The organism is Bacillus sp. (in: firmicutes), from assembly GCA_012842745.1.
Taxonomy (GTDB): domain Bacteria; phylum Bacillota; class Bacilli; order Bacillales; family Bacillaceae_J; genus Schinkia.
Genome location: DUSF01000052.1, coordinates 12977 through 25384, shown reverse-complemented (window position 1 = coordinate 25384; position 12408 = coordinate 12977). Strand labels below are relative to the sequence as shown.

The window sequence follows — 12408 nt, the reverse complement described above, 5'->3', positions numbered from 1 at the left end:
GGGGCGTATGTTGTTAGAACAAAAACCAGAAGAAATTTATTTTAAAAGGTTTTTTAATCATCTACAGGATGGCATTATTGTCATGAACAAAGAGCGAAAAATTCTTCAGATGAACCCTTCAGCAAGATCGCTAACTGGTTGGAAGGTTGGTGATTATGTTCCCTATTGTACGTATTGCCAGTCACGGCAGATAAAGAAGCACGAAGAACGATGCCTATTAATTGCAAAACAGGAAGTTCCATACTTTCTGTCTAACATGCCAACTTATCATGGAAGTGAAATTGAAGTTGAAATGAGCACAGCTCTTATTTTTGATGATAGTAAAACTGAAAACCAGGAAATTCTGCTTGTCTTACGTGACCAAGAGTCAAAGCGAAAAGAAGAAGAGGCACGTCTTTCCAAACTGATGATTAAAAAACTAATTGAAGCTAAAGAAAAGGAGCATCAACGACTAGCGCAAGAGCTTCATGACGGTGTTGGGCAATCTCTATTCTCCATTTCACTAGCATTAGAAACAATTGAAGGTCATTTAGGCGATCAAAAATATGTAGACTATTTTCATGAAGTTAAGCAGGAATTAGAACGAGTCACAGCTGATGTCAAACAGTACTCTCAGCAACTACGGCCTCAAAGCCTTGATCAATTGGGGTTAGTGCCAGCCCTTGGGGGATTGCTTAAGTCATGGGAGCGATCCGTTCCAACTATCTTATTTAAATTAAAAACGAATATCGGGTTTCGCTTACCAGCACAAGTTGAAATCAATGTTTATCGTGTTATTCAAGAGGCACTCCATAATATTGTCAAATATGCGAAAGCTTCCCATGTTGAAATCAACCTCTATTCTAAGGATGGAAAAATAAATTTATCGATTCAAGATAATGGGGTTGGCTTTAATGTGAAAGATGCTAGTGATGGTTTAGGTTTGAAGCATATGGAGGAGCGCATTCACCAATTACATGGTTTTTTAACGGTGTCTTCAACACTAGGAGAGGGTACAACTATCAACGCCTTATTTCCAATTGAAAAGGATGGGTTATATGATTAAAGTGATGTTAGTTGACGACCATGCATTGATTCGGAAAGGCATACGTTTATTGCTTGAAACTTTCCCCCAAACTGAATTTCTAGGGGAAGCCGATGATGGGGAGGGGGCGGTTGTCCTTGCTCAGCGTTTGCAGCCAGATGTCATTTTAATGGATTTATCAATGCCAAACGGCTTGGACGGTTTTTCAGCAACAAAGGAAATTCGTGAGCGATTGCCATCAACAAAAATTATTTTTTTAACGATGTATGATGAAGAAGCTTATGTCAAAAAAGCAATTGAAGTCCATGCCAACGGCTATATATTGAAGAAAAGTCAAGGGGGAGATTTAGCCGAAGCAATTATTTCTGTATATAATGGAAAGTATTTTTATAAAACCTCAATCCCTGATCTACAAATTAGAAAATGGCTTGCAGATAAAAATAAAAACAATAAGGTTTTAACATCCATTTTAACTGACCGTGAAAAAGAAATCGTTCGCCTAACAATGCTAGGCTTTTCAAATAAGGAAATCAGCTTGAAATTACATATTAGCCCAAAAACAGTAGAAAATCATAAAACAAGAATTATGCAAAAACTAAACTTAACGAATAAACATGAGTTGATTAAATACGGGATTAATAATAAGTATTTGGAATTGACGATCTAACCATTGCTTACTTATGTTGTGTAATAATAGCAGTGATATATCACTATGATAGTAATGAGATAGCGGTATGATATCAAATAGATAGCATTAAGCAACCTAAATGAATGATAGCTTTTCGATAATATGTATGGTACGATTTGCATGATACAATGACTAATTCCGTGAAAGTTGGAAATACCTATTAAATAGTGTCGATAATAAATGAGTGAGGAGAATGAATAATGGAAAAAATCGAAGTAGGCGAAATATTTACAATTAGCGATGAAAATGATCAAGAAGATGAAGTTGAGGTACTAGCTGCTGTAGAAATTGATGGTGTTGAATACATTGCCGTGTGCTTTGTTGATGATGTCGATGATGACAATGAAGACGACATCGATGTTTTCTTTTTAAAAGTCGATGATGACGGTGACCTGTCAGCTTTAGAAAGTGACGAAGAATTTGACAAAGTTTCGGCAGCGTTTGAAGAGATTTTCGAAGAGGAAGAAGAAATAGAGGATTAAAAAATAAGAAAAACTAACTAAACAACCCCTTGCCGCTAGCAAGGGGTTTAATCTGCTTAACACTTTTCAGCCTTGCTATAGTGTAAAGGCGGAGGAATGATCCAGCCTTTTTCCTTATTTAAGCGCAAAGCTTTTGCAGCAATTGTAGCTTTTTGCGTATGGAATTGGCCGAACATCATCGCAATATCTTCGCGGATACATTGGGCCATCACACCACTACAGGCTACTAAGCCAGCACCTAAACCTACGGATAAATGTGCTGCTATTTCAGGGTCCTGGAATCTTGCACCTGCTGGAATATCTTCAAGACATGCTTTAGGTCGTTCAGGAGGAGTTGGTGGAAGTGCTACACCGTTTTCTTTTAATAAAGCTTCAACTTGTTTTTCCTCTTGTTGGCATTGCCCGATGCATTCTTCCATTAATCTTCGTAAATCCTCGTCACCCGTATGGTTTATTTTTGTTTGATAACCAGCAATAGCTTGCTTTGTTGCTAATAAAAATGACCAAATTGAAAATACTTCCCCATAGTGCATTGGCTCATCTTTTGGATTCCCACTTAAAATTCCCATAAAGACACTCCTTACTTTATTTGCGAAATTCATTATGTTCTCCTTGAGTTTTATCTAAACTGGAGAAAACAAATGTACACACGTAAATTATTTGTTATGTGGTGAAATTTTATACAAGTAATTATTATTTCTATTTTGTGCTGGCGCATATAAATATAATAATCGCTCCGTATCGTTCCATGGAAAAACTATTTGAGTAAATTCTAATCTTTGCTCTTCCGTTAATAAAATTTCAGGTGCAGCCATTGATATCACTACCTTTACAATAGATTCGCCTTTCGTTTTATCTCACTCCTGGATGGATGAGTGTAGAGCATGGTCGTGTGAATATTTGAATGTCCAACTTGTGCAGCTACTTCGTGAGTAGACCAACCATTTTCCAGAGCATAAGAACAAAAAAAATGTCTTAGTGTATGAGGAGTAATTTTGTCACTGAATTCATTACAAATACGATTAATTACCGATCGATCCACTTTATAAGATTCACGACTAATGAATAAATAGTCGCTCTCTTTATTTTTCTGTTGTTCTCGTTCCTTTAAGTATTCTTTAATGGCATTAGCAATCTTATCGTTGATAATTACTAATCTTTGTCTTTGTCTTTTTCTTTTTCCATATCTCACCAGTATTTCTCTTGCAGTTAAATTTAAATCGTCAACTTTAATATTCAAGGCTTCAGATATACGCATTCCTGAATAGGCAAGTAAAGTAACGATGGCATAATCCCGTTTATCTCTATTTTCCAATATTTTTTGTCGAAAGGTTTCAACATCAGTCTTTATAATAGTAGCAGGGCTAATATATTCCTTTTGAATTCTAATGTAATCTTTTTTTGATACAACAATATCAGTTTGAGTACTTTGATCTATTAAATATTCGTTCAATTTAATTAAAGCTGCCAAGTGTGCATTAATACTTTGTGCTTTAAGTTTTTTTATATTACTCATATAACTTATATACTCTAGTATGTTTTCACGGTATAGGTGATTGAAAGGCGAATTATAGCTTTCTTGGAACCACTTTAAATAGCGTTTTATTTGTCCTGAGTAGGACTGTATAGTGTTTTTACTTAATTGCTGGTTGTCTAGCCAATTTTTAAAGGATTCTAGCATCTTGATTACCTCTCTTTGTTTACCCTATATACTTTAAGTACTTCTCTATCGTTGTTTCTGCGCAATCAGCAATAAACCGCACAAATGGTTTCGTTTCTCCTGTTGTACTAGCAATCTCTAGCGTATTGTAGTATTTTGCTCTTGCTTCATGTTCAGCCTTGACTATTGCTGGTGGAAAACCATATTGCATTAGAATAAAGTTCATTAAAAGTCTTGCGGTCCTTCCATTTCCATCAATAAAAGGATGAATATAAACAAATTTAAAATGAAACAATGAAGCCAATTCTACGGGATGAAGGATATCTTTATTCTCGTTATACCAATAAAATAGCTTTTCCATTTCTGGTTGTATCATGTAAGGTTGAGTAGGTTCATGCTGACTACCAGAAATCATAACAGGGACACTTCTATAAACTCCTGCATAATTGTTTTCTTTAACAATCCCTTTTAATACCAAGTAGTGAATTTTTTTTAGGTTTGTCTCGTTAAGTTCTTCTTGCTCATTTACAAGTTCCTCGACAAATTCAACGGCTTCTGCAAGGTTTACAGCTTCTAAATAATCCTTTAAGGGCTTACCACCAACTGTTAATCCTTGCTCTAAAACCATTTTTGTTTCATGAAGTGTCAACGTATTACCTTCAATCGCATTTGAATTGTAGACCATCTCTATGTTAAAAGCATTTTTTAATTTATCTACAACAATTTTTGATAAGGGTATACTTTTATCAAGTTTTTCTTTGAGTGAGTCAATCTTTTCGAACATTTATATCCCTCCTGTAAATTATGTTGCATTCATTAATGATATAATATTATTCTTAACCATAGAGTGCAACATAATTAATATTATAATGCACTCAAAATCAACAAAAAACAGGAAGCTATGTAAAGTAACTTCCTGACCTTAACGTGGGATTTGTCGGAAATGTTGGCGGTACCCCATTATATGAATAAACTATAGCCTGTTTCTCACATTTGCATTAGTTTTCACCATTTTTTAATAATTTTTGGGGACTTAAAATGGTATAATAAGCATATAAATAGAAATAATTAAATGAACGATGGAAGTGGGTGAGGACATGATTACCTCAAAGGAAAAATTGTTAAAATTGATTAACGAATTTCCAGAAAGTGAGTTGAATCGGGTTTTGGAATTTGTTGAAAATCTAAATAACAGATCATATGATCAATTGGCAAAACCGTACGAAAGCAGTTTGGACTTTTGGGATGAAGCGATTGATAATGAGATATGGAATAATATCTAGCATCGCATAATAATTGGAAACATCATGAACTCTCCGATTCCTATTTCATACATCAACCGCCCCATCAAAAACTCGATATTTCATTATTCTAAAATAAGAAAAACTTCATACAAATTAAGCAGCATGCAAAGATGGCATGCTGCTATTTTATGAGAATATGGGCTTAACCATTAAGCTAAATCTGCTCCTGCTTTCGAATAAAAGTAAGCAATTGCTCACAGCCCTTTTTTACAAGCTCGTAAGTAACGTCAAAGTTTCCTGTAAAATAAGGGTCAGGAACATCTAAAAAGGTTGAATCCTCAACAAGATCCATTAATCGAGCAATATAAGCAGTTGATTTTTCCTCGGCGATTGCCTTGATGTCTGCTAAATTTTTTTCGTCCATTGCTATTACATAGTTAAAGTTCATAAGATCTTGTCGATTTAGTTGACGTGCCCGAATAGAGCCATGGTCAATGCGATATTCATCCAGTTTTTTTCGAGTACCTTTATGCGGCGGTTGTCCAACATGCCAATCGCCAGTACCTGCTGAGTCAACCTCGATTTTCCCATTCAAGCCTTCTTTTATTACTAAATGCCGAAAGACTGCCTCCGCCATAGGAGACCGGCATATATTACCAAGACAAACAAATAACACGCGAACCAATGCAAAACATCCTTTCCAGTTTTATCAAATAATCTTTGCTAATTTTGCCCTTTATTGTATAGAAATAGCCTAATATGAAGTCCACTTCATTTTACACAAAAAAAATAACGAAATAAACCTATAACCTGTATTTATTTGAACAAAGTGCATAAAGCGTTTTTTGTGAGGAAACAATCTTAGAGAGTCTATTCATATGAAAGGAGCGATATGATGAGTGATAGTCTAAATTTCCTTGCAGCTAATTTGAATGAAAATCAGCTGCAAAAGGTTAAGATGCTTGAACAGGAATTAAGCAAGGAAACAAACGAGAATATCGTGGTAATTGCATATGATAAAAAAGATTGAATAAACATTTCCTTTGAAGACAGCCTTCGTAAGCTATGTTTGGCTGTCTATTTAAATGTTTAAACAAAGAATAAAAAGGTAATATACTTTTAAATACATATTATGTTACAATATTAATATTGAATAGTTAGAATATTCAAATTACATAATCTGTAAAAGGTGGTTATTTAGTTGGAGCAAAAATTCCGGGCATTTGTTGTAAATAAAGAAGGAGAAGCGTTCAGTGCTGGAGTTAAGGAAGTAGGAATGGGTGAACTTCCTGATTGCGATGTAGCGGTACGGGTTGCTTATTCAAGTGTTAACTATAAAGATGGATTAGCAAGTATACCAAACGGTAAAATTGTGAATTCCTATCCGTTTATCCCTGGAATTGATTTAGCAGGCACAGTGGTTGAATCAAAAGATTCACGTTTTTGTGAAGGGGATGAAGTCATTGTAACGAGCTACGAGTTAGGAGTTTCTCACTTTGGAGGTTTTAGTGAATTTGCTAGGGTTCCAGCTGATTGGATTGTTAAACTGCCTGCTGGGCTTTCTTTAAGAGAAGCGATGATTTATGGAACGGCCGGCTTTACAGCAGCATTATCCGTTTATCGCTTAGAAAAAAATGGACTTCATCCCGATTTAGGTGATGTTCTAGTTACAGGAGCAACCGGAGGGGTTGGCAGTATGGCAGTTGCGATGTTAGCCAAAAAAGGTTATAACGTAATCGCAAGCACCGGAAAAGTTTCAGAATATGGCTTCTTGCGGGAGCTAGGTGCTAAAGAGATTATTTCACGCCAAGAAGTATTAGGGGAGAAAATTCCGGTACTTGGAAAACAGAGATGGGCTGCTGCCGTCGACCCAGTAGGAGGGAAAACATTAGCCGCTATTGTGTCGCAATTAAAATATCAAGGTGCCGTTGCTGTAAGTGGTCTAACTGGAGGCAGTGAAGTTCCAACAACTGTATTTCCGTATATTCTTCGCGGCGTTAGCATTCTTGGCATCGATTCCGTCTATTGTCCAATGGATGTGCGGAAAGAAATTTGGAGACAAATGGCAGATGATTTAAAGCCTAGTAACCTATTAAATTCAATCGGACATGAAATTAATTTAGAAGAATTGCTTCATGCATTGGCAGCTATTTTGGACGGGAAATCAAAAGGTAGAGTCGTTGTGAAGTTATAATTATTACCTAAATTATTTGAAAGTAAAATTAAAAGAAGAGGTTGAATTCAGCCTCTTCTTAGACGACTATGGTAAAAAACTCTAAAGTTGAATTTAATCTAGAGTTATTCAAGGGTTGGCATTTTTCGTTGCTTTTCCCCATTGATAAGCTTTACATTGATAGATAGTTGTAAACTATCCTTTGTTAAAGGGATTTTCCCATTTTGTTCTACAGCTTTCCAAGCATTAACATCTTGGCGGTAGAGAACCTCAGATAAGCGAAAAACATCCAACTCATGTTCTAATCCTTTTCGAAAAGTTTCTTGTATTTGCGATTTTAATAATTTTTCCGTTTCTTTTTCTATTTTATTTAAATTTTCTCTCTTAACAATTTCCCTTAATTTAGCGAGGACTTTAATAGAAATTTGAAAGTGAATCTTATTATTCTTAATGATTGGTTTTTTTTCTATTTTTATATTGTCAATTAATAAGCTAACATGAGATAACTCATTTTTAAGTTTTAATTCTTCACGTGTTAAGTCCTCGTTCATCCACTTTATTCCTTCTATTTCTTCAATTAAAAAAGATTTTTTAAAAGTATCTTCTGAAATGAAAGTGGCTCCAATCAATTCAATTGTTTTGATTGATTTTTTATCTGTCTCCCACGTATGTTTTTTAGTTAGTCCAACATAGGGGATTGTTGCTATATGGGGTGGTTCATTTAATAAAATTAATAATTCCCTTAAACTTACTGGACGAATAATGGAGTTTTGCCGATATTTTGGGTATGGGTCACTAAGCTGCGAAAGTGCAGTTGACATTTCCAATGGTGGCAATACTGTTAAAAGTGGAAATAAAGGCTCTTTTGTTGTATAGACCCATGTGTTGTAGCGGGTCTCCCGATATCTATCAAATAAATCAATGGCTGCTTTTAAACCCTCTTTTTTTAATACATTTTCCGTAAAAACAAAGTATGATAAATGCCCCCAAAAGATACGACGCTGTGAAGATTTGTAGACATCAAAAATCGCTTCATTAATGGTTTCTCCGGTACCATGACCAACGATAACCTTTGTATCGGTTTGTCCTCCCGTGGATTCAGACTTTGCCAGTAAGGTAGGATTTACAATTTGCAGATAGAGATTGTATTTACCATCTTCGTAGTCAATACCCAATCCATGGACATAAATCATCCTTTCCGGTTCATTTGTATCCCAGCAACCAGCAAGGAGGAGAACGAACATTAGAAAAACAGTGAAAAAAGAAATTCTATTTTTTATGTTACTCATCGTGAACCTCCCTGCCTTGTTTCATCATTAGGTTTGACAGAGCTAGGACGCTTCGTATCCATTTTTGATGGTACTTTAAGTAAAGTTTTTATGATATTTACTAAGCTTAAGTTAGTTGCCATTTGTAAATACGGAACACCGAATGAACGAACTCTCACAATAAAAATAATGAAGAAGAAAATAGAGACAAATAATCCAAAAAAACCAAATAAGGATGAAACAATAAGAATAAGAAAGCGCATTAATGAAACAACACCTATAAGTGTCTGATTGACAAGCGTAAAGGTTGCGATAGTAGACCCAGCAATAATAACGAGCATAGCAGGACTCGTTAATCCCGCTCTTATTGCCGCATCTCCAATAATCAACCCACCAATAACACTAAAGGTTTGACCTATTGATAAAGGTAGTCGCATACCAGCTTCTCTAAAAACCTCAAACAATAATAACATTAATAACGCTTCGAGCGCTGTTGGTAGAGGAACACCTTTTCTCGCTTCAATTATAGTCGCCAACAGCGTAAATGGAATTTGGTTTTGATGAAATGAAGTCAATGCTACCCAAAAACCTGGCAGGAGAACTGATACAAAAATTGAAACCGTTCTTAATGTTCTTTCAAAAGCATTATAGAAAAAATGTGTTTCGCTATCTTCTGCCGTTTTTAATAAAAAGAATAACGTAACTGGAGTTAACAACGCATAAGGAATGCCGTCAATTAAAATGACAAATCGACCACTTAGTAATGATTCAACTGCAAAATCTGGACGTCCAGTATAAGAATAACGTGGGAAAATAGAATAGGGATTATCATGTATTAATTCGCCTAATTGAGTTCCACTGTATAGTCCATCTATATTGATTGCATTTATTTTATCCCGGATTTGTGGAAGAATGCTTTGATTCGCAACATCCTTCATATACAGAAGAGAAACTTTTGTTTTTGTCCGCCTTCCAATTTCAAATTTCTCACTTACAAAAGACGCTGTCGGTAATCTTTTTCTAATTAAAGCATGATTTACTATAATATCTTCAATAAAATTATCACGCGGTCCTTTAAAGCTTATCTCCAATGAAGTTTCTTCTGGTTTCCGCTGAGGCTTATTTGAAATATTTACAGAATAAATCACGTTAATCGATTTAAAATATAGTAACAATTTACCAGAAAAAATTTCATTTTCCACCTGTTCTAAGTTCTCAATCAGGCGCAATGAAGGAAGTTGTAGTTTTTCAATCGCATGATTTGTTAGTTCATCTGTTGATTGGAAATATTCTTCAAGACGTAAAGGAATCGTTTTATAAAACATCTCATGATCGATAAGTCCTGAACAATAAATAAAGGTGACGTCATGTTGATGAAACTGCAAAGTTGAAAAGATAACATCAGAACATTGTTCAAATGTTTCTTTTAACCTTTGTTCATTCATAATAGGATTTTCCGTTGTATTTTTCTCCTTGGTAAAGTCAATTTTGTTCGTTTTTCTTCTAGAAAACTTATTAAACCCCATTGGATTTCCCCCCTTTCTGCCTTGAATAGATAATGGCAACAATCGTAAATAGTATTGAAAAACAAAAGAGAAACCAAAATGAAACTGGTAAAATGTAAGCTTTTAATATATAAGTGAACTGAAAATCAGTAATTGGCACCATTATGATTCCCCCTATTACAATGGATAGAAAAAATAAAATGATGTTTTTTATTCGATTGTTTTTTATTTGTAATGACTCTTTTATAATGAATAGCAATAAAGAAATGCGAATGAAAATACCAGATAACCACTGGTAAATTGATAAAAAATCAACATGTTCAATAAATCTTCCTATAGACACGAGCCCCCACTGCTCATAAGGTGGAAATCTTTGTTTTGTGGCCTCAATTGGCCCGAATTCAATAATCGACCCTACCAGTGGTCCAAAGGTTAATGCTCCCAAGATAATAAGGGTGATAAAAAAGTGACGAAAGCGAAGTCGATTATGAACTTTGTGTTGCAATAATAAAAAGAAGAAAAGCTCTGTGTATCCTGCAGCTGGATAAATAATTCCTTCAAAAACAGACCCGTACCCATGCTCTAAAACAGGGAAAAGTAAGGAAAAGTTTTTGTATTGTATATTGGCAATGCTGACAAAAAAGCCAAATATAACGATGAAAAATAAGAGAAAGACATTGATTGTATTGATTGTTCCAAAGTTTGAACTAGCTAGGAACCAACATAAAATAATTAAAATTAGACTCACCAATATTTGTGGTGTTTCAGGTAAATAAGCAATCGTTGTCCACGTAATCGTTTCTCGTAATGAAACAGCAATTTCCAAAGCAATGAAAATAATAATAATAAAGTTGATGAAATAAGTGATTTTCATACCAAGGATTTCTGATAACAAACTATATAAGGAACGATTATTAGTTTTTTTATGAATATAAATTAAAAATGGTAACCAAAAAAGAAAAAGTCCGATTGTTATAAGCACGGTTATCCATGCATCTCTTCCAGAAGTGGTGAGTAAGGGAGAAATACAAAACACATGTGTTTTTATACCAGAAGCTGTTACTAAAAGTAAAATAATATGTAAAGGGGAAACTTTATCGGATTTTAGCATCAAAAACACCTTTTGAAATTATATTTATAAGGTTATTTTTCGCAATAAAGGAGGAATTATACATTAGGGAAAATGAAGGGTTAATCATTATTAGAATACAAATTCTAAGCTGAGAGTCTAAATCTGATGGGGACAGGGACCATGTCCCGATTTATTGCAATTACTCCGTGGTATGTTACAATTAGCTAAAATAGCTATTTTAGCTAACAGGGAAGGTGTTTATAAAGTGATTATTACTTCCACTGAATTGCAAAATAATTTTGGCAAATATTTGATACTTGCTACAAAGGAAGATATTTTTATTTCACGGAATGGTACAGTTGTTGCCAAGCTTTCACCCTTGCCAGAATTCGAAGGTCAGATGGGGAAAATAGCTGCGGTTATATCCGAAGGAGCAGAAGATTACAGCTACATCGGTTTTGGTCAAAAAGCAACCTTTGAGGAGTTTCTGGAACTGCGCAACAATTCTGATGAAAGAGTTGAATATATTGATGGGCAAATTTATTTTCTTGCTTCTCCGAAAGTAATACACCAACGTATTTTAGGCAGGCTATTTGGAACTTTTCACAATACTTTTAAAGGGAAAAAATGTGAACCATTTATGGCACCTTTCGATATTGAATTGAAGCGAACGCCAGAAAAAATAAACATGGTGCAACCAGATTTAATGATTATTTGTGACCTGGAAGAAAAACTGGGTGAGGATGATTATTACAAAGGTGTCCCTGATTTAATCGTGGAAATTTTATCAAAAAGCACGCAATCAAAAGATATGGTTAAAAAACTCGAACTTTATTTAGCGTGTGGGGTTAAAGAATATTGGATTGTTAATCCTTGGAATCAGGAAGTCACCGTCTATCAATACGAAAATGCTACTATCGAAAAAAGCAAGACCTTTAAGACAAATGAAATGATTCAATCGTTCATCTTTGAAGAGTTAGCGGTGGAACTGAATGATATTTTTGAATAGCGTAGACCAAGTCATGTCGATTTGGTCATTTTTTAATGACAGTTATATTCTTAAAGTCAATAATGGGTTATGGGCAATTTTTTTGAAACTTTTTTGAAATTAGCAGTGTCATTAGGATTAAATACATAAAACAATTTCATCAAATCTAACTCGTAAAAAAAGAAAGGAAAGGTTCAAATGAAAAACCCGTAGTAATTAGCGTTTTGGTTAAGGAGGAAAACGAAATGGAGCTGATTGTATCACTTGGCATTATCGCAATCGTAATTACTGGCCTTTCTATTGA

At 34.7% G+C, this 12408-nt stretch carries 14 protein-coding genes; 6 read left to right on the top strand and 8 right to left on the bottom strand.

The features are described 5' to 3' along the window. Positions 1-7: 7 nt before the first annotated feature. The 3 genes from GX497_13945 (at position 8) to GX497_13935 (ending at position 2194) form a co-directional block, all read left to right on the top strand. Entirely contained in the window at positions 8-1045 is a 1038-nt protein-coding gene (locus GX497_13945) for a PAS domain S-box protein (GenBank protein ID HHY74297.1), read from the top strand. Continuing rightward, a complete protein-coding gene (locus tag GX497_13940) occupies positions 1038-1691 on the top strand; it encodes a response regulator transcription factor (GenBank protein ID HHY74296.1) in 654 nt (217 codons plus the stop codon). The genes GX497_13945 and GX497_13940 overlap by 8 nt, the downstream gene beginning before the upstream one ends. 221 nt (positions 1692-1912) lie before the next feature. Beyond that, positions 1913-2194, top strand: coding sequence for a DUF1292 domain-containing protein (locus tag GX497_13935; protein HHY74295.1), 282 nt, complete (start codon positions 1913-1915; stop codon positions 2192-2194). Between the two features lie 56 nt (positions 2195-2250). On the opposite strand, the gene GX497_13930 is transcribed toward GX497_13935, so the two are convergent. The 4 genes from GX497_13930 to GX497_13915 all read right to left on the bottom strand — a co-directional run bounded on the left by GX497_13930 (position 2251) and on the right by GX497_13915 (position 4638). After that, on the bottom strand, positions 2251-2763 hold the full coding sequence (locus GX497_13930; protein ID HHY74294.1) for a DUF3231 family protein: 513 nt from the start codon (positions 2761-2763) through the stop codon (positions 2251-2253). A gap of 87 nt (positions 2764-2850) precedes the next feature. Further along, positions 2851-3009: a hypothetical protein gene (locus GX497_13925; GenBank protein HHY74293.1), complete on the bottom strand. Its 159-nt coding sequence runs from the start codon at positions 3007-3009 to the stop codon at positions 2851-2853. Positions 3010-3023: 14 nt separating this feature from the next. Then, entirely contained in the window at positions 3024-3875 is an 852-nt protein-coding gene (locus GX497_13920; protein HHY74292.1) for a tyrosine-type recombinase/integrase, read from the bottom strand. A 19-nt stretch (positions 3876-3894) separates the two neighbouring features. Further along, positions 3895-4638, bottom strand: a complete 744-nt coding sequence (locus tag GX497_13915; GenBank protein HHY74291.1) for a Fic family protein — start codon at positions 4636-4638, stop codon at positions 3895-3897. Positions 4639-4933: 295 nt separating this feature from the next. Here GX497_13915 and GX497_13910 point away from each other — a divergent pair, with 295 nt between their 5' ends. Continuing rightward, the gene (locus GX497_13910) at positions 4934-5137 is read left to right on the top strand and encodes a DUF2281 domain-containing protein (protein HHY74290.1); all 204 of its coding nucleotides are present in this window, start codon (positions 4934-4936) and stop codon (positions 5135-5137) included. A gap of 175 nt (positions 5138-5312) precedes the next feature. On the opposite strand, the gene GX497_13905 is transcribed toward GX497_13910, so the two are convergent. Then, positions 5313-5783, bottom strand: coding sequence for a low molecular weight phosphotyrosine protein phosphatase (locus GX497_13905; GenBank protein HHY74289.1), 471 nt, complete (start codon positions 5781-5783; stop codon positions 5313-5315). A 516-nt stretch (positions 5784-6299) separates the two neighbouring features. Between GX497_13905 and GX497_13900 the strand changes: the two genes are divergently transcribed. Continuing rightward, positions 6300-7292 (top strand): acryloyl-CoA reductase, encoded by a 993-nt coding sequence (locus GX497_13900; GenBank protein HHY74288.1) that lies wholly within the window; start codon positions 6300-6302, stop codon positions 7290-7292. Positions 7293-7396: 104 nt separating this feature from the next. Here the strand turns inward: GX497_13900 and GX497_13895 are convergent, their stop codons facing one another. The 3 genes from GX497_13895 to GX497_13885 are packed head-to-tail and all read right to left on the bottom strand — an operon-like array spanning position 7397 to position 11155. Beyond that, entirely contained in the window at positions 7397-8515 is a 1119-nt protein-coding gene (locus GX497_13895) for a Ger(x)C family spore germination protein (GenBank protein ID HHY74287.1), read from the bottom strand. A 41-nt stretch (positions 8516-8556) separates the two neighbouring features. Continuing rightward, entirely contained in the window at positions 8557-10065 is a 1509-nt protein-coding gene (locus GX497_13890) for a spore germination protein (protein HHY74286.1), read from the bottom strand. After that, complete coding sequence (locus GX497_13885) at positions 10055-11155, bottom strand: endospore germination permease (protein ID HHY74285.1); 1101 nt, start codon at positions 11153-11155, stop codon at positions 10055-10057. The genes GX497_13890 and GX497_13885 overlap by 11 nt, the downstream gene beginning before the upstream one ends. 226 nt (positions 11156-11381) lie before the next feature. Between GX497_13885 and GX497_13880 the strand changes: the two genes are divergently transcribed. Beyond that, complete coding sequence (locus GX497_13880; GenBank protein HHY74284.1) at positions 11382-12125, top strand: type II toxin-antitoxin system Phd/YefM family antitoxin; 744 nt, start codon at positions 11382-11384, stop codon at positions 12123-12125. The last annotated feature ends 283 nt before the right edge of the window (positions 12126-12408 follow it).